The following is an 18,080-nucleotide window of genomic DNA, read 5'->3' as shown; positions in this document are numbered from 1 at the left end:
AAGTAGAATGGATGGATTGGATTTATTAAAAAAGGACTGGAAAAGCAGGGAAGCAAGCCTGCCCCACCTTTCTTATGATGAAATCTATAAAATGATATGGAAGAAATCTTCTTCTATCGTTAAATGGATATTTATTATAAGTGTGCTGGAATTTTTATTCTGGGCCGTGCTGGATATTGCTATTATTGATAAAAATTACTGGAAAGAAATTGAAGAATTTGACCTGACTGAATTTACCATTATCTCTAATGTGGTAGGTTACCTGATCACGCTGTTTTTTATATTTAAATTTTACAGGAATTATAAAAGGATCAATGCCACCGACAGTGCGGCCGGATTAATGAAAAACATACTAAAAACCCGAAAAACTGTAAAATATTACATCGCTTTTGTACTGATAGGCTCTGCGTTTACCGGCCTGGTTTCGTTGTACTTTATTATCGAACACCACAGCCTTACGGCAGAGGCTACCACTGCTGCAAATTACGATTTCAACACGCTGGCCTGGATCAAACTTTCCCTTATCGTTTTAATTGGGCTTGCCGTTTTAATGGGATTGATCTGGCTCTTTTACCGGCTTATTTACGGCATTTTATTAAAAAGGTTAAATCGTAATTACCAGGAATTAAAGAAACTGGATGTGTAAAAGAGACGGTAGTCTTTAGTGGTTAGACGTTGGATTTGATGGAGGAGTTCAGAGTTTGACATTGGCGTTTGCGGCTCGGAGTTCGTGGTTTGGAGTTTGGAGTTAAGGGAAAAAAGGGTGGAAACTGACAAAGAACAATGGACATACACAATGGACAATGAACAATTAGCAATTAGCAGAATTAACAGCTTCAATTCATAATTCAGCATTAAACATTCAACATTTAAAACAACTTCAAACCGCTCCCCTACTTTCTAAAGAAAGCCTGAATGACCCGCCGAACAGGGTGCCCGCAGGCCGGGATGGTTGTTTCAGAGTTCAAAGTTTGAAGGAGTAAAGGGACAAAATGGTGAAAACTGGCAAAGGACAAAGAACAATTAGCAGAATTATCAGCTTCAATTCAAAATTCAGCATTAAACATTCAACATTTAAAACAACTTCAAACCGCTCCCCTACTTTCCAAGAAAGCCTGAATGACCCGCCGAACAGGGTGCCCGCAGGCCGCGATGGTTGTTTCAGAGTTCAGAGTTTGGAGGAGTAAAGGGACAAAATGTTGAAAACTGACAAAGGACAAAGAACAATTAGCAGAATTAACAGCTTCAATTCATAATTCAGCATTAAACATTCAACATTTAAAACAACTTCAAACCGCTCCCCTACTTTCCAAGAAAAGCCTGAATGACCCGCCGAACAGGATGCCCGCAGGCCGCGATGGTTGTTTCAGAGTTTAAATTTCGGAGTTTGCACAGAATTATCAGCTTCAATTCAAAATTCAGCATTAAACTAAACATTCAACATTTGAAAGCACTCTCAGCTTAATACTCCCATTTACGGCTTTTATTAAGCTCTTCCATGGCTTTAATTTCTTCAGCCGGAATAACCTTTAAAAAAGACGGATGTTGTTCTATAGCATACTCCAGTTTTTTCACAATATCTTCAATAGATTCATTCTCATAATCTATCTCCAGGGGTTCTTTGATCTGGAAAGACTGCAAAATTCCGCGCTTTTTAATACGCAAACCTTTTTTGTCAAAAGACCTGCGGAAACCATCAATAACAATTGGAATTACAATGGGTTTATGATTTTTGATAATATGGGCAGTTCCTTTTCTTATAGGTTTAAAAGGCTTGGTTGTGCCCTGCGGAAAAGTGATTACCCAGCCGTCCTGCAGTGCCTCCCCTATATTTTCAGAATCCTGCGGGTTTACCTCGCGTTTTATCTCTTTGCCTTTTTCACGCCAGGTGCGTTCTACAGTTATGGCACCGGCATAAGCCATAATACGGGTTAGAAGCCCCGCCCGCATGGTTTCCTTAGCCGCCACATAATAAATGTTTAGCTTAGGCTGCCAGATATACCCAATATTCTTAATGGAATCTACCCTGCCGCTCAGGCTGGCATTAAAAACATGGAACATCGCCACCACATCTGCAAAATAAGTTTGGTGATTGGAAACAAACAGAACATTGGTATCGGGAAGGTTTTTGATAATTTCAGAACCTTCTATCTTTAATTCATTGAACCCACGGTACCTCCTATGGGTCATCACCCCAAAGATGCGGATAAGCCACTTCTTCAGAAATAATATATGTCCAAAAGGATTTTTCTTAAAAAGCCCCATTTATTATTCCGTAATATTATTGAGCGGGAGCAAATATAGTAATTCCTGCATTACAGCACTTGTTCTAGCATCTCCTTCAGTTCACTCAGCATCATTCCGGTAGCGCCCCATACAATATGCCCATTTAACCTAAAGGCGGGAACTTCAATATTCTTAGCATAAGACGTGCTTAGCCGGTGTTTTACCATATTTCTTTTATCCATAAAATCCTCCAGCCTTACCTCTACAATAGCTTCTACTTCTGACTCCTGCGGAATGAGTACCGGTGTTTTTTCAAGAATTCCAACAAAAGGGTGCACCCAAAAATTACTCGGCGGAATATAAAGTTCTGTCAGTTTTTTTATTACCACAATATCCTGCTGCGGCACCCCAATTTCTTCCTGGGTTTCCCTTAGGGCTGTTTCCTCCAGGTCTTTGTCGGTTTCTTCCACCCTGCCCCCTGGAAAACCGATCTGGTTGGAATGAACTCCTTTGTAAGTTTTTCTCAAAATGAGCGCGAGATGAACCTCGCCTTCAACATCAGGATAAAAAAGGGCCATTACCCCGGCCTCATTCGGTTTCATGCTGGCAATATCTATACTCGCCAATTCCTCAATTCTCATTTGAGGCGCCAATTTATGATGTGAGGCTTCGCCCGGTAGTCCTATTTTTTTTAATTTTGAGATTTCAGATTTAAAGATTTCGAATTCCATGAGACCCAGCCTTACAATTATTGCAGTTTTCCTCGTTCTTTTTTTTGCAAGTTGTGAAGATAAGAAATCTTCCCAGAAAAGCGCAGCAGAAACGGTAGCCGATAAACTGGAAGAACCAGATTCTACTGAAACAGCCGTTGCGCAGAACAATTCCGAAGAAAAGGAAGAAACCAGTAAAGAATTAGGCGATGCTTATCCCATTCCGCAGGAGAAATTAATTCCTTTTTTAACGGAATACGGCAAGAAAAACCCTGAAAACAAGGTGAGGATAAAAACCAGCTATGGGGATATTGAGGTCAGGCTTTTCCGGGACACTCCGCTGCACCGCGCTAACTTTATTATGCTGGTAAAAAATGGCTATTTTGACGATACTTATTTTCACCGTGTCGCGCCGGGATTTGTGATACAGGGAGGAAATTCAGATAACATAAGTACGAACAAAATGAGGCATAATATTGGGAGCTATCTCATCCCGAGTGAATTTGATGCCGGCCATAAACATACTTACGGCGCTTTTTCCGCAGCAAAATACAGCGAACAGAATGTGAGCAAAGCTTCTTCCCCATATGAATTTTTTATAGTGATGGACAAAGGCGGGACACCACACCTTAACAATGAACACACTGTTTTTGGGGAAGTGATTAGCGGAATGGACGTTGCAGAAAAAATATCGCAGGTGGAAACCGGGCAATCAGAATGGCCTATCGATAATGTTTATATGGACGTGGAGATAATTGAGTGAAACGACCTGCCAATGATTGCTGCAGATTGCTTAGGCTATTGCATCTTAATGGCAACCAGACTAACGCCTCGCAGGGACATATAAAATTACTGTTGGGTGTAATAATTATAGTCTGAGATAACCCTGTTCAGAAAATCCATAGGGTTTTCTTCATATTCCACATCAAGTAAATCAGACACTTTTTTGGCCAGTGTCAAAATTATATTATGGTTCCCGTTGATTTTGGCCTTTCGGTAAATGCCTTTTATTTCCTGCACATCCGCGTCCCTTAAAACCGTTACCTGCGGGTATTTTGGAGTATAATTTTGCGGCAGGTCTACTGCCAGCGTATTGGCAATCCCCACCTTGCGTTTTTCAGTTATCACCGTTGTTTTCGCTGCAATATCGCCCAGGCGCTGGCCCTTGCCATTCAGCAAAATCACCACCACCGCCACTGCGCCACTGGTAAGGCTAATATCCACAAATCTTAAAAGCCACCGTATAAGGTAATTGGCAAAAGAAGGGCGGGAACCATCCTCCATAACCACTCTTATTTGCATAGCTGCCTTCCCCGGAGTTTGCCCGTTCCAGAAGGTTTCCCAAAGTAAATAATAGAGAAAAACCGGCAGGCCCAGCACCAGGTAGTACATCATATCGCCACCACGGTTAAGATCTGTTCCTGCAATGACCAGCCCCATAAAAATCCCGTAAAGCACCAGTATAAAACTATCTATTATAAAGGCCACTATGCGCTCCCCCACTCCTGCCACTTTTTGTTTTATACTTATATTTTGAGCAGTTTCTATTTGAAAATTATCCATTTAATATGTTACTTTGAGTCCTAATTGAAAAAACATGCGCGAGGCCGCCTTTGTGAAGCAAAATAAGGATAAATGGTTGAAGTTTGAAAGCCTCCTTAAAAATAAAAATCCCATTCCCCCGGAGCAACTTTCTGCCGTTTATATAGAAGTTAGCGACGATTTGAGCTATGCCCAAACTTTTTATCCACAAAGCAATACGGTACTTTTTCTAAATGAAATGGCTTCGGCCGCACACCAGAAAATGTACAAAAACAAGAAAGAATCCAGAAACAGGTTTATCGGATTTTTCACTGAAGAATTCCCGCTTTTCTTTTATCATCATCAAAAGCAGTTACTGCTCGCCTTTTTGATTTTCGCGCTTTTTGCCGTAGTCGGAGCTTTTTCCGCAGCAAGTGACGGCGCTTTTGTACGTGGAATCCTTGGCGATGCTTATGTAAACATGACCCTGGAAAATATTGCCAATAACGATCCCATGGCGGTTTATAAACAGGCTGCAGAAACCGATATGTTCCTGGGGATCACCATTAATAATATAAGGGTAGGTTTATTTGCCTTTACGCTGGGCATCCTTGCCGGCCTTGGCACAGCTTTTATCCTGATGCAGAATGCAGTGATGCTGGGATCTTTTCAATACTTCTTTTATGACAAAGTCCTGCTTTGGGAATCGGCCAGGACCATCTGGATACACGGTACCATAGAAATTTCAGTAATTATTGTGGCGGGATGTGCCGGCCTTGTGGTGGGAAAAAGCCTGCTGTTTCCCGGCACCTATTCCAGGTTAAGGTCTTTTACTTTCGGGATAAAAAATGGTTTGAAAATAGTGATCAGCACCATTCCGTTTTTTATAATTGCAGGATTTCTGGAAGGCTTTGTAACCAGGCTCACACAAATGCCCGACTGGTTGGCAATATGCATTATATTGCTTTCTTTGTGCCTGATCCTGTTTTATTACGTTTTCTATCCAATCTATCTACATAACAAAAAATCCAACGATGAACAGCAACTACATCAGGTTTAAACAACAGCGGGAACTTGGGGATATCCTTAGCGTACTCTTTAAATTTCTAAGAGAAAACTATAAAACTTTTTTTACCAGCTTCTTTAAGTTTGTTACTCCGGCTTTTATTCTTCTTATTGCCGCCATAAGCTACTACACTTATTCCACAGTTGGGAGCCCTGTATTTAGTACAGGAGCCCTTAGCGAAGGAGAGGTAATAGTATCGGTGATGGTTTTAGCGGTATCGGTACTGCTGTATTCGGCGGTATTAAACGGAACGGTCTTGCATTACGTTAGATCTTACATTGCCAATAACGGAGATGTAGTACAGGCAGAGGTTGGCCAGGGAGTAAAGCAGGATCTTGGAAAACTCATTGGCCTGCAGGTAATTGTTTGGGTTTTAACCGTTGCCGGCCTTATGCTCTTTCTTATTCCAGGAATTTACGTAAGTGTGCCACTAAGCCTTAGCGCCGCGGTGTTGGTATTCAGAAGGACCAACATTACCGACAGTATTTCGGAAGCTTTTCAACTGATAAAAAATAACTGGTGGATCACCTTCTTTACCATTTTCGTGATAGTTTTGCTTATCTACGTGATCAGTTTTATATTTCAGCTTCCCCTGCTCATCTATACCATCATTAAAATGTTTACGGTTTTCCAGGAAAATTCCGCCGGGGACATGTCTGGAGTATTTGACTGGGTGTATATGCTGCTTTCTATAATCCCCTCCATCTTCCAGTATATTCTTTATTCCATTCTCCCACTGGGGCTTTCCTTTGTTTATTTCAATCTAAATGAAAGGCAGAATTTTACCGGCACTTTTGAATCTATAGAAAACCTGGGGAAACACGACTAATGCAGCGACTGATTTTAGCAATTTTACTTAGCTTTTTTTGCTTCGGAAAAGCTCTTCCCCAGCAGGAATCTGCCGGTGATTCTATCGCTGAAATCAAATATGACCATACCCCGGGGCTTCAAAAAACCTCTTTTGATGAGGAACAAATTGAAGATTACAAGGAACAGCCGGAGTTTGAATATCTTAACCAAACCGAAGAAGACTCCTGGTGGACCCGTTTTAAAAAATGGCTTAACCTAAAATATAACCAGTTGCTGGAATGGCTTTTTGGGGATTATACTCCCGGCGGGATTCTGCAATTTTTAATCACGGTTCTTCCGTACCTGGTCCTGGCTGCCGTTTTGGGATTTATTTTCTGGTTGATCACCAAACTGGACCCGGGAAGTTCTTTACTGGAAAGTCCTGCAGAATCCCAGGTGTTTTTATCTGAAGAAGAAGAAATTATCCAGTCAAAAGACATCAGCAAGCTTATAGAGGAAGCCATAGAAAACCACCAGTATCGCCTGGCGGTGCGCTATTACTATCTCTACAATTTAAAAAAACTGGACGCTATGGGGTTTATTTCTTACCAGTTTCAAAAGACCAATGAAGATTATTCCGGGGAAATTTATGCGGAAACAGTAAAACAGCAATTTCGAAAAATAACCCGGCTTTATGATTTTATCTGGTACGGAGATTTTAAAGTTTCGGAAACGGAATTTCGCCTTGCTGAAAAAGGATTTGTTCAAATGGATAACCTCCTGAAAAAAAAGGCGAATGAATAAAACCTTCAAAATAACCTTTGCTGCATTTTTGCTGCTCATTCTGGCGCTAACCTATATGGAAGCCACCGAGCCGGAACCGGTAAACTGGACGCCAAGTTATACCGCCAAAGATAAAATCCCACTGGGAAGTTTTGTTTTCTTTGAAAGCTGGAAGAACAGCAAGTCCGCCGAAATTGAGAAAATCAACATTCCGCCTTATGAATTTTTTCAGCAGGACAGCATTCCGGATGGCACCTACTTTTTTCTCAACCATTACATCGCTTTAGACGATGCCGAGCTGGACGATTTGCTGGAATGGGTAAAAAAAGGAAATTCGGCCTTTCTTTCGGCCAATTACCTCAGCCTTAATTTACTGGACACCCTGGAGATAGAAACCAGTGAATTTATGAGTGAAAAAGATTTTACTTCAGCGCCAGGTTTTAATTTTGTCAATTCTGAGCTTAAAAGCGAAAAAGCCTATAAATTAGATCATAATATAGATGCTATTTTCTTCAGCAAAATAGACACGGCGAATCACGTTGTTTTAGGCGTGGCGAGCCTTGAAGACGATCCAGATTCCGAAGAAGAAAAGGTCAATTTTATTAAAGTGCCTTACGGAGATGGAGAGATCCTTTTGCATACCAATCCACAGGCATTTAGTAATTACTTCCTGCTGTCTGACAATAATTATGAGTATGCTGAAAAAGTTTTGTCTTACCTCCACCCCGGCGGGAAAATTCTGTGGGATGCCTATTACAAATCTGGCAAAGCCTTTTATTCTTCGCCACTTTATATCCTGCTTAGCAGCCGTTCTTTAAAATGGGCTTACTATTTTGTGATTATTGCGGGAGTGCTTTTCATCATTTTTGAAGGTAAAAGGAAACAGCGCCCAATTCCGGTGGTAAAACCTGCCAAAAACCAAACTTATGAATACACGCAAACGGTGGCAGACCTGTATCTTGAGCAAAAGCGGTATAAAGAACTCGCAGATAAGAAAATTGAATTATTTTTAGAATATATCCGGTTAAATTATCGCCTCCGCACACAGGAAATAAACGGAAAATTTTACCAGGATCTTGCTTCCCGGGCAGAAAAAGAGCCGGAAGATGCCAAAATATTATTTAAAGAAATAGATCGCCTAAAAAATAATAAGAAGGTAAGCAAGGAAGAATTTCTTCAGCTTAGCCGCTCGATCAACAATTTTAAAGACTTAAAAAATGGACAACGAAGAGATACAGCCTGAAGGCGAAATACAAAATGAAGAGCTTAATTTTAGTAATCGAGTACCATTGGAGGAGCTTAAACTTTCAGTGGAAAAACTGAAAGAACAGCTGGCAAAGGTAATCGTGGGCCAGGATGAATTTGTAGAATTGCTGATTGTGGGACTACTTTCCAATGGCCATGTACTTATTGAAGGCGTTCCTGGAGTAGCCAAGACGGTAACCGCGAAGCTTTTTGCTAAAAGTTTGGAAACGGGCTTTAGCAGAATTCAGTTTACGCCAGATCTTATGCCGAGCGATGTTCTGGGAACCTCGGTGCTTAATATGAAAACTTCAGAATTTGAATTTAAAGCCGGGCCGGTTTTTTCCAACCTGATTTTAATTGACGAAATAAACCGCGCCCCTGCCAAAACACAGGCCGCCCTTTTTGAAGTTATGGAAGAACGGCAAATAACCATAGACGGGAAAAAACATACCATGGAAGCCCCTTTTATGGTGCTTGCCACGCAAAACCCCATAGAGCAGGAAGGTACTTATGCCCTGCCGGAAGCCCAGCTGGACCGGTTCTTATTTAAAATAGAGGTGGGTTATCCTTCTATGGAAGATGAAGTAAAGATTTTACAATCCCATCACGAACGTAAAGGAAAACTTCCTGAAGCCAATATTGAGGCGGTTTTAAATCCGGAGAAACTGAACGAATTAAAAACGCAGATCCACGAGATCATTATCGAAGAGAAACTGCTGAATTATATCGCCCAGCTGGTGGGAAAAACAAGGCAGCACCCGCATTTGTACCTTGGCGCTTCCCCAAGGGCTTCCATCGCGGTGATGAATGCCTCCAAAGCTTTTGCAGCCATAAACGGAAGGGATTTTGTGATTCCTGAAGATATTAAACGTGCTCTTAATCCCGTATTAGGCCACAGGATTATTCTTTCCCCCGACAGGGAAATGGAAGGCATGACCACCAGAAATGTTATTGAAATGATTACCCAATCTGTTGAAATTCCTCGATAAGTGATTAAATTTTTCAAATCCTTATACTTTACCCAAAGGGTTTTTGTGGCGCTTTTCAGCATTGCCGCAATTTTTCTTTTTTCGTATTGGTTTGAATTCTTATACGTTACAGGCTGGATCCTGGCCGTCCTGCTTATCATTTTTCTCCTGTTGGACATGGTTACTTTATTCAAAAATAAAGGCATCACAGCAGAGAGGATACTGCCGGAAAAATTTTCAAATTCAGATGAAAATCCGGTGGTTCTAAAACTTCAGAATAACTATAAATTTAATGTTTACTGCGAGGTGATAGACGAGCTGCCCGTTCAGTTTCAAAAAAGGGATTTTTTAAAGACGTTTCAGATTCCCGCAAGAGGAAACCATACTTTTGAATACCTGGTAAGGCCATTGCATCGTGGGGAATACATCTTCGGAAAATTAAATATTTACGCTTCCACTCAGCTTAAACTGGTAAAAAAACGAAAGGTCTTTGATGAAGACCAGATGGTGAAGGTTTACCCTTCTTTCATCCAGATGAAAAAACTGGATTTCCTGGCTATAGACAATAAAATTTCCCAACCCGGAATAAAGAAAATCCGAAGAATTGGGCATACCTTGGAGTTTGAGCAGATAAAAGAGTACGTGGCCGGCGATGATGTGCGCACCATTAACTGGAAAGCCACCGCCAAACAGGGAAACCTGATGGTGAACCAGTTTCAGGATGAAAAAGCCCAGCCTGTGTATTCCATTATTGATACCGGCAGGGTAATGAAAATGCCTTTTGAAGGTTTAAGCCTTTTGGATTACGCCATTAACAGCGCCCTTGCTTTTTCCAATGTTGCCCTAAAGAAAAAAGACAAGGTGGGACTGCTAAGTTTTTCCAGCAAAATTGAATACCTCCTGGCAGCAAGTTCAAAATTTAGCCAGCTAAACCGGGTCCTGAAAAGTCTCTATAACATTAAAACCGGTTTTAGGGATTCAGATTACAGCCTGTTGTACGCAAATGTCAAAAAGCATATCAACCACAGGAGTTTGCTGATGTTGTACACCAATTTTGAACATATTTCGGGACTAAAAAGGCAACTGCCGTTTTTAAAAGCATTGGCAAAAAAGCATGTTTTGGTGGTAATCTTTTTTGAAAATACAGAAGTGCAAAAACTCATTGATACTGAAGCCGAATCTATCCCGGCCAATGCCCATCAAACTATTGCGGAGCAATTTTCTTATGACAAAATTAAAATGGCCAAAGAACTTCAGCGTAACGGGATTCAGACGGTTTTAACCAAACCCGAAGAGCTTAGTATCAACACCATTAATAAATACCTGGAAATAAAAGCAAGGGGATTGCTTTAGGTATAACAATTCAGCAGTTTATTTCCACAGTTCGGCAAGAAGTTTTCTGTTGGGTTTAAACTTCAGCATAGCTTTGAAGTATTAATCAAAACCAACAACTATGAAAACATTAGCAGTATTAGCAGCAGTTTTATTCTTCAATTTTGTAACCGCCCAGGAAAAACTGGAAGAAAAGGGAAAAATCACCGTCACCATCAACAATGTAACCAGTGATGAGGGAGAAGTTTTATTCGGGATCTACACCGAAGACACCTTTATGAAGGGAGAGCCAAACTTTAGAGCTTTAAGTGAAATTAAAGATGGGGTAGCCACAGCAAATTTTGAAGGTATACCTGAAGGTACTTATGCAATTATCGCCCTTCATGACAAAAACGGGAACAGGCGTATGGATTTTGACAGCAGCGGAATGCCGATGGAAAGTTATGGAACATCCGGAAATTCCATGTCTTACGGACCACCACAATGGCAGGAATCAAAATTCCGGTTTAATGAAGAATACCAGGACATAGAAATCAGGTTCTAGAATCTGGTTAGCTCCCGGGGCAGGCCCCAAGAGCATTATACAGTTTAAAGAACTGGAAGCAAGTCCTAAATTTCCATTATTGAGTAAAATGCAGAATCTGCCGGCCCAAAAGGACCGGCAGCTTTCTTATACATCTCCTTCCATAAATTTTTTAATGATACTATAGAAAAAACCAATACCTTTGTACCTGAAAAATCTAACCTTCTATGACGATTACTCAGCTCCATTATGTACTGGCCGTTGCCGAACATAAAAATTTTACCAAAGCCGCCCAAAAGGTTTTTGTAACCCAGCCTACGTTAAGTATGCAGATACAAAAGTTGGAAGAAGAACTGGATGTCCAGATTTTTGACAGGACCAAAAAGCCAATCCAGCTTACTGAAACCGGGCAGAAAATTGTTCATCAGGCACGTAATATTGTTAATGAGAGTGACAGGATCCAGGATATTGTAGACCAGCAAAAAGGATATGTGGGAGGGATTTTCAGGCTTGGGGTGATTCCCACAGTTATGCCCACTTTACTGCCTCTATTCATCAATAACTTTATAAAAAAGTATCCAAAAGTAAAACTCAAGATAGAGGAGCTAAACACTCAGGCAATAATTGAAAAACTGAAAGAAGGGCATTTGGATGCCGCTATTGCTGCCACACCTCTTGAACAGGAAGGAATAAAAGAAAATGTACTTTATTATGAGCCTTTTGTAGGATATATTCCGGCCTCACACCGGCTGCACAAGAAGAAGAAAATTGCAGTAAGCGACCTGGACCTGGATGATATTTTGCTACTACAGGACGGGCATTGCTTTAAAGACGGGATTATAAACCTTTGCCAGGTTTCCCGCGGATTTAGTGACGACCACTTTCAACTGGAGAGCGGAAGTTTTGAAACCCTTATAAAACTGGCCAACGAAGGCCTGGGAATGACTTTACTACCGTACCTGCACACCCTGGAAACAAAAGAATCTGAAAAGGAGAATTTGAAGATGTTTGAAGACCCTGTCCCGGCGCGGGAGGTAAGCCTTATCTATAACCGCAGCGAATTAAAAATGCAGATTATTGAAGCTTTGCGCAGTACCATAGCCGGGGTGGTAAAAGGAGCAATCACCTTTCAGAATGTTCAAATCATCAGTCCGGTCAATAAGAAATAGGCTCAAGGTAAAAGAGCGGCTTTAGGGCCGCTCTTTTATTAGGTATTTAAATAAATTAAACAATCATTTAGTTCGGGGTTCTGCTTGATGAGGGAAATAATCCAAATCCTCAATTCCTCAATTTCGTGAGGCAACAATCTCTGGATAGCCTTCTTCACCTCTTTACAGAACAAATTAGCATCAAAACTTACTTTATCAAGTACCGTTTTGGTGTAATCAAACATCGCTCTCGCCATAATTTGATACTGGTTTAGTTAGAAATTAGGTTGATAAAAAACGGGTAGTTGTGCTCTATAGATTAGTAGATTTGTAATAAATATAAGAAATAAATACGTTTACCTTCTACTTCAACAACTTTTTAACAGAATCAAAAGCGGTTATCGCCGCTCATAATGTCCCCTAAACCTCCCAAAATACTACCTTCTCCTTTATCTTTACCACCACCCTGCGGAGCTGCCTGAAGAATTCTGTTGGCGAGCCTGCTGAATGGCAGTGACTGGATGTAAACAGTTCCAGGGCCGGTTAAAGTAGCGAAAAATAAACCTTCGCCTCCAAAAAATGTGTTTTTGATCCCACCCACAAACTCAATATCATAATCCACATCCTGGGTAAAACCGATTATACAGCCGGTATCCACCTTTAATTTCTCTCCGGGTTGCAGCTCTTTGGTGGCCATTGTTCCCCCCGCATGAACAAAGGCCATCCCATCTCCTTCAACTTTTTGCATAATAAAACCTTCACCTCCAAATAAACCCCGGCCAAGTTTCCGGCTAAATTCTATTCCGATAGAAACCCCTTTCGCAGCACATAAAAAAGCATCTTTCTGACAGATAAATTTTCCATTAAACCGGGTAAGGTCTATAGGCAAAATTTTTCCTGGATAGGGAGAAGCAAAACTAATTTTCTTTTTACCCTGTATCTCGTTGCTGAAAATGGTCATAAAAAGGCTTTCCCCGGTGAGCAGGCGTTTCCCGGCACCCAGTACTTTACCCAAAAAACCTTCATCTTTCGCCGAGCCATCCCCAAAAATGGTATTCATTCTAATCCCATTATCCATCATCATAAAATTCCCGGCTTCGGCTATTACAGCTTCCTGTGGGTCCAGTTCCAGTTCTACATATTGCATTTCTTCTCCAAAAATCTGGTAATCTATTTCATGTGCATTCATAATCTAAAGGTTTAAAGTATTCTGAGATAAAACTGTTGACTGAATAAAATTAAATCAGCTTTGGCAAGTTAAATTACAAATTTGAACTGTAAGATCGGAAATTAATTGTAGTTGAAGAGAATATCCACTTTCCTATCCGGCATATACTATGGAAACACTAAAGTAGATTCGGGCTCCTTTATTGATCGTGTTTCAGGTTTTTTACTGTTCAAAACAGCCGAAACAGAATTTTCTTTAGCTTTTCCTTAAAAGTACAAAATTAAAGATGCCAATAAACTGACTTTTTGGCTACTCTTTGTGGACTGGAAAAGGTGGGCCATCCTGAAGTTTCTCTTCATTTGGTTTAAGATAGCTCGGGAATAAAGTCGCACCGTAAATAGTTCCTAATATTCCTCCTGCTATAACTGATGCAAAGTCGATTGCAATGTAGCGATTCTCATAGTACTGATAATTTGAGAAATCCAATTACAAGTCCACCGGGAATGGCGTAAATAATTCGGTAATATCCAAAAAAATCATCCCGGTTAGCTTCTAGCTCCTTACCTCATCAGCTTTTACCGGCTTTTTCTTATTAATAAAAAGATAGTAAATGTTTACACAAATAATTGCTCCATTGGTAATCACCAGAGGCCATGAATGTAGAAGAACCCCATAAACCACAAAAAAGATACATCCGATAGAATTAACGTAACGGAGCGTCTTAATATTTTTCATAAAAAAGGCGAGAAGAACAAAAAAAGAAGCCAGATATCCGCTCCATTCTGTTAGCGATATTCCAAAAATTTCCATTTCAGAGAAAAGCATAAAAAAGGCTGTGAGAAGGTTTTGAACCTCCTTACAGCCTGGTTGCAATGTAAAGAATTATATTATTTTGTTACGCTTGCGATCATTTTCAGTAAGATAGATCTTTCTTAGCCGAAGATGATTTGGGGTTACCTCAACGTACTCGTCTTTCTGAATATATTCCAGTGCTTCCTCCAGGGAAAATTTGATTGCCGGAACAATTTTGGCCTTATCATCGGCTCCTGAAGAACGAACGTTAGAAAGTTTCTTGGTTTTAGTGATGTTCACCACCATATCGTCCTGGCGTGAATTCTCACCAATTACCTGTCCTTCATAAATATCTTCTCCCGGGTCTACAAAGAATTTTCCACGATCCTGAAGTTTATCGATAGAATAAGGAATAGACTTTCCTTTTTCCATAGAAACCAGAGAACCGTTTTGTCTTTCAGGAATGCCACCTTTTAGCGGCTGGTATTCTTTAAAACGGTGGGCCATAATGGCTTCACCAGCAGTTGCGGTAAGCAATTGGTTTCTAAGGCCAATAATACCACGGGAAGGGATAATAAACTGGATTACCATACGGTCTCCTTTTCCTTCCATGCTTAACATTTCACCTTTTCGAAGCGTTACCATTTCCACGGCTTTACCTGAAACATTTTCAGGTAAATCAATAGTCAATTCTTCTACCGGTTCACACTTAACACCATCAATTTCCTTAACGATTACCTGTGGCTGACCAATTTGAAGTTCGTAACCTTCACGGCGCATGGTTTCAATAAGCACCGATAAGTGAAGTACACCACGGCCGTAAACCATAAACTTATCTGCACTGTCTGTTTCTTCAACACGCAAAGCCAGGTTTTTCTCCAGCTCCTTGGTAAGGCGCTCCTTGATGTGTCTTGAAGTAACAAATTTCCCATCTTTTCCGAAGAAAGGAGAATCATTAATAGTGAAAAGCATACTCATGGTAGGCTCATCTATAGCGATGGTTTTTAATCCTTCAGGATTTTCAGCATCGGCAACGGTATCGCCTATCTCAAAACCTTCCAGCCCAACAATCGCACAAATATCTCCTGCCTGAACTTCTTCAATTTTCCTTCGGCCCAGACCTTCAAAAGTGTGAAGTTCCTTAATTTTTGTCTTTTTAATGCTGCCGTCCCTCTTTACTAAAGAAACCTGCTGATTTTCTTTTAAAGTTCCTCTCTGAAGGCGACCAATAGCTATTCTTCCGGTAAATGAAGAAAAATCCAGGGAAGTGATCAACATTTGAGGAGAACCTTCAAGATCTACTTTAGGCTCGGGAATATGCTCAATTACCATATCCAGAAGCGGCTCGATATTATCGGTTTCATTTTTCCAGTCCTCGCTCATCCAGTTGTTCTTGGCTGAACCATAAACGGTAGGAAAATCTAACTGCCATTCTTCTGCACCCAGTTCAAACATAAGGTCAAAAACCTTTTCATGAACCTCATCCGGAGTACAGTTTTCCTTATCAACCTTATTGATCACCACGCATGGTTTTAATCCAAGGTCAATAGCTTTTTGAAGTACAAAACGTGTTTGTGGCATTGGCCCTTCAAAAGCATCTACCAATAGCAATACTCCGTCTGCCATATTCAGCACCCGTTCTACTTCTCCCCCAAAGTCGGCGTGACCGGGAGTATCTATAATATTGATTTTTGTGTCTTTGTAGGTTACCGAAACGTTCTTGGAAGTAATAGTAATCCCGCGCTCCCGCTCAAGATCATTATTATCCAGGATAAGGTCTCCGGTATTTTCATTGTCGCGAAAAAGGCGGCAATGATACATAATTTTATCAACCAGGGTGGTTTTCCCGTGGTCAACGTGTGCGATAATCGCGATATTTCTGATAGCTGTCATACAAGCCTGTTTTAAAAGGCTGCAAATGTACAGTTATTTTTCAGGAAATAACTATAATTATATCAGATAATTACAGCAACTTAACATCAGGAAGGAAATTTAATAACATTTTGTATTTCAAACCTTTACGATTTTTTCGCTTTGAGCCAAAAATACAGGTATAGCGCAAAATAGATGAAACTGGCCACCATAAAAGAAGCTCCTAAAATCTCTTTTTCAGACTTAAAAACAAAAAGCGCGGTGGAAAGCAGCAACAAAAAGATAGCGTTGGTAAGGAGTCTTTTTCTTGTAAAATATTCTGCGATCAGTTTTTTAACTTTCATACGGAAAAATTTTCCCGTAAGATAAGGCTTTTATTAAACTTCATCTGCAGAAGGTCCATAAGTGGAAGGCACTGGTATATCCAGCAACCGAAAATACACCCCCAGTTGCGCCCTATGATGAGGAAGTTGATTCATGACCACGGTACGCAACACATTAAATTTAGGCATTTCAAGCACAACTTTACCTCCTTTTATTATTTTCCATGTCTTTTCATACTCAGTATCTGGTTTTCGCAGGGCAATTTCAGCCTGGGTAGTATTCAGTTTAAGCGCTTCAATAATTTTTGGCACCTTCTTAAAGCTGGAAGATTTAAATCCTTCCAGGTCCATTTCATCCATTTCCATGGTAGCAGTAATCCAGCTGGGAATTTCAGCCAGATGATTGGCGAGTTCTCCTAAAGTCATAGATTTCTGGTGGGGCCTCCAATCCATTTTATCTTCCGGAAGGCGCTTTATGAACTTCTCGGTTATTGTAACTTCATACTGAAGTTCCGGGATCAAAAATTCCTGAATTTTCATTATTGAACAGATTAAAAGATAACAATGAAATTTACAACAAAAAAGCTCGTGTCCCTTTTTTCCGCGTAAATAATTTTAAAGTGCTTCCGGTTTAGAAAACTATCAGGCTTTCTTATTTCCCTTATCTTTGTAACAGAATTCTCCCTGTTAAGGAAGGCCAGGTAAATTGCACGACTAAAAGTGGAGGAATTAATACGATAATATTTTAAAGATGAACCTGAAGAATATCCCAAGAATAAAGAATACCGAATCCAATAATTTCTTCCTGCTTTGCGGCCCCTGTGCTATTGAAGGTGAAGAAATGGCCTTAAGAATTGCTGAAAAGGTGGTAAAAATCACCGATAAACTTGAGATTCCGTATGTTTTTAAAGGCTCCTTTAAAAAAGCAAACCGCAGCAGGATCGATAGTTTTACCGGAATTGGTAATGAAAAAGCACTGAAAATTCTGAGAAAAGTTTCAGAAACTTTTGACGTGCCTACAATTACCGATATCCACGAAAATAGCGATGCCGCCATGGCTGCGGAATATGTAGACATTTTACAGATTCCCGCTTTCCTGGTGAGACAGACAGATCTTGTAGTGGCTGCTGCTGATACAGGTAAAACAGTAAACCTTAAAAAAGGACAGTTTATGAGCCCGGAAAGTATGAAACATGCAGTAACAAAAGTGGAAGAAACAGGTAATCCTAATGTGATGGCGACTGACCGTGGAACCATGTTTGGTTACAGTGATATGATTGTGGATTTTCGAGGCATTCCCACCATGAAAGAATTTGCTACTACGGTTTTAGATGTAACCCACTCCCTCCAACAGCCCAACCAGAGCAGCGGTGTTACCGGCGGCAGGCCAGAAATGATTGGGACTATTGCCCGCGCAGGAATTGCCGCAGGTGTGGACGGGCTTTTTATGGAAACTCATTTTGATCCTGCAAATGCCAAAAGTGACGGCGCAAATATGCTGCACCTGGATCATCTTGAAAAATTGCTGACCAACCTCGTCGCCATCAGGAAGGCGGTTAATAGTTTTTAGCTTCTTTCAAGATAAAAAACTACACTCCATAGGTTTTCGAAACC

Annotated in this window: 19 protein-coding genes; 11 read left to right on the top strand and 8 right to left on the bottom strand. The window is 40.6% G+C overall.

Annotated elements, in window-relative coordinates; genetic code table 11:
* The first annotated feature begins 7 nt into the window (after nucleotides 1–7).
* Entirely contained in the window at nucleotides 8–646 is a 639-nt protein-coding gene (locus RM553_RS10350; protein ID WP_311534849.1) for a DUF8845 family protein, read from the top strand.
* 815 nt (nucleotides 647–1,461) lie between these two features.
* On the opposite strand, the gene RM553_RS10345 is transcribed toward RM553_RS10350, so the two are convergent.
* A complete protein-coding gene (locus RM553_RS10345; protein WP_311534848.1) occupies nucleotides 1,462–2,265 on the bottom strand; it encodes a lysophospholipid acyltransferase family protein in 804 nt (267 codons plus the stop codon).
* Between the two features lie 50 nt (nucleotides 2,266–2,315).
* Nucleotides 2,316–2,957 (bottom strand): NUDIX hydrolase, encoded by a 642-nt coding sequence (locus RM553_RS10340; RefSeq protein ID WP_311534847.1) that lies wholly within the window; start codon nucleotides 2,955–2,957, stop codon nucleotides 2,316–2,318.
* Between RM553_RS10340 and RM553_RS10335 the strand changes: the two genes are divergently transcribed.
* Nucleotides 2,956–3,699 carry a peptidylprolyl isomerase gene (locus RM553_RS10335; RefSeq protein ID WP_311534846.1) on the top strand — a complete coding sequence of 248 codons (744 nt, stop codon included), beginning with the start codon at nucleotides 2,956–2,958 and terminating at the stop codon, nucleotides 3,697–3,699. The genes RM553_RS10340 and RM553_RS10335 overlap by 2 nt on opposite strands.
* 86 nt (nucleotides 3,700–3,785) lie before the next feature.
* Here RM553_RS10335 and RM553_RS10330 read toward each other — a convergent pair whose 3' ends face one another.
* Nucleotides 3,786–4,499, bottom strand: coding sequence for an RDD family protein (locus RM553_RS10330; protein ID WP_311534845.1), 714 nt, complete (start codon nucleotides 4,497–4,499; stop codon nucleotides 3,786–3,788).
* A gap of 34 nt (nucleotides 4,500–4,533) precedes the next feature.
* Here RM553_RS10330 and RM553_RS10325 point away from each other — a divergent pair, with 34 nt between their 5' ends.
* The 8 genes from RM553_RS10325 to RM553_RS10290 all read left to right on the top strand — a co-directional run bounded on the left by RM553_RS10325 (nucleotide 4,534) and on the right by RM553_RS10290 (nucleotide 12,332).
* A complete protein-coding gene (locus RM553_RS10325) occupies nucleotides 4,534–5,517 on the top strand; it encodes a stage II sporulation protein M (RefSeq protein WP_311534844.1) in 984 nt (327 codons plus the stop codon).
* Nucleotides 5,492–6,352, top strand: a complete 861-nt coding sequence (locus tag RM553_RS10320) for a YciC family protein (RefSeq protein WP_311534843.1) — start codon at nucleotides 5,492–5,494, stop codon at nucleotides 6,350–6,352. The genes RM553_RS10325 and RM553_RS10320 overlap by 26 nt, the downstream gene beginning before the upstream one ends.
* Nucleotides 6,352–7,116 carry a DUF4129 domain-containing protein gene (locus tag RM553_RS10315; protein ID WP_311534842.1) on the top strand — a complete coding sequence of 255 codons (765 nt, stop codon included), beginning with the start codon at nucleotides 6,352–6,354 and terminating at the stop codon, nucleotides 7,114–7,116. The genes RM553_RS10320 and RM553_RS10315 overlap by 1 nt, the downstream gene beginning before the upstream one ends.
* The gene (locus RM553_RS10310; RefSeq protein WP_311534841.1) at nucleotides 7,109–8,338 is read left to right on the top strand and encodes a DUF4350 domain-containing protein; all 1,230 of its coding nucleotides are present in this window, start codon (nucleotides 7,109–7,111) and stop codon (nucleotides 8,336–8,338) included. Before RM553_RS10315 ends, RM553_RS10310 begins: the two co-directional genes overlap by 8 nt.
* Nucleotides 8,313–9,329 (top strand): AAA family ATPase, encoded by a 1,017-nt coding sequence (locus RM553_RS10305; protein ID WP_311534840.1) that lies wholly within the window; start codon nucleotides 8,313–8,315, stop codon nucleotides 9,327–9,329. The genes RM553_RS10310 and RM553_RS10305 overlap by 26 nt, the downstream gene beginning before the upstream one ends.
* Nucleotides 9,330–9,332: 3 nt before the next feature.
* The gene (locus RM553_RS10300) at nucleotides 9,333–10,661 is read left to right on the top strand and encodes a DUF58 domain-containing protein (protein WP_432271458.1); all 1,329 of its coding nucleotides are present in this window, start codon (nucleotides 9,333–9,335) and stop codon (nucleotides 10,659–10,661) included.
* Nucleotides 10,662–10,761: 100 nt separating this feature from the next.
* Nucleotides 10,762–11,184, top strand: coding sequence for a DUF2141 domain-containing protein (locus RM553_RS10295; RefSeq protein ID WP_311534838.1), 423 nt, complete (start codon nucleotides 10,762–10,764; stop codon nucleotides 11,182–11,184).
* Between the two features lie 206 nt (nucleotides 11,185–11,390).
* Nucleotides 11,391–12,332 carry a LysR family transcriptional regulator gene (locus RM553_RS10290; RefSeq protein ID WP_311534837.1) on the top strand — a complete coding sequence of 314 codons (942 nt, stop codon included), beginning with the start codon at nucleotides 11,391–11,393 and terminating at the stop codon, nucleotides 12,330–12,332.
* Nucleotides 12,333–12,370: 38 nt separating this feature from the next.
* On the opposite strand, the gene RM553_RS10285 is transcribed toward RM553_RS10290, so the two are convergent.
* The 5 genes from RM553_RS10285 to RM553_RS10260 all read right to left on the bottom strand — a co-directional run bounded on the left by RM553_RS10285 (nucleotide 12,371) and on the right by RM553_RS10260 (nucleotide 17,006).
* Entirely contained in the window at nucleotides 12,371–12,568 is a 198-nt protein-coding gene (locus RM553_RS10285) for a hypothetical protein (RefSeq protein WP_311534836.1), read from the bottom strand.
* 131 nt (nucleotides 12,569–12,699) lie between these two features.
* Nucleotides 12,700–13,500 carry a TIGR00266 family protein gene (locus RM553_RS10280; protein WP_311534835.1) on the bottom strand — a complete coding sequence of 267 codons (801 nt, stop codon included), beginning with the start codon at nucleotides 13,498–13,500 and terminating at the stop codon, nucleotides 12,700–12,702.
* An 861-nt stretch (nucleotides 13,501–14,361) separates the two neighbouring features.
* The gene (typA, locus tag RM553_RS10270; protein ID WP_311534834.1) at nucleotides 14,362–16,164 is read right to left on the bottom strand and encodes a translational GTPase TypA; all 1,803 of its coding nucleotides are present in this window, start codon (nucleotides 16,162–16,164) and stop codon (nucleotides 14,362–14,364) included.
* A 125-nt stretch (nucleotides 16,165–16,289) separates the two neighbouring features.
* A complete protein-coding gene (locus RM553_RS10265; protein WP_311534833.1) occupies nucleotides 16,290–16,487 on the bottom strand; it encodes a hypothetical protein in 198 nt (65 codons plus the stop codon).
* Nucleotides 16,488–16,520: 33 nt separating this feature from the next.
* A complete protein-coding gene (locus tag RM553_RS10260) occupies nucleotides 16,521–17,006 on the bottom strand; it encodes a DinB family protein (protein ID WP_311534832.1) in 486 nt (161 codons plus the stop codon).
* 211 nt (nucleotides 17,007–17,217) lie between these two features.
* Between RM553_RS10260 and kdsA the strand changes: the two genes are divergently transcribed.
* Nucleotides 17,218–18,036 carry a 3-deoxy-8-phosphooctulonate synthase gene (gene kdsA / locus RM553_RS10255; protein ID WP_311534831.1) on the top strand — a complete coding sequence of 273 codons (819 nt, stop codon included), beginning with the start codon at nucleotides 17,218–17,220 and terminating at the stop codon, nucleotides 18,034–18,036.
* Nucleotides 18,037–18,080 lie beyond the last annotated feature (44 nt).

Source organism: Autumnicola tepida (assembly GCF_031846485.1).
In the GTDB taxonomy this organism is placed as follows: domain Bacteria; phylum Bacteroidota; class Bacteroidia; order Flavobacteriales; family Flavobacteriaceae; genus Autumnicola; species Autumnicola tepida.
The sequence above is the reverse complement of the archived record's forward strand: the minus strand, read 5'-3'. Positions and strand labels throughout refer to the sequence as shown.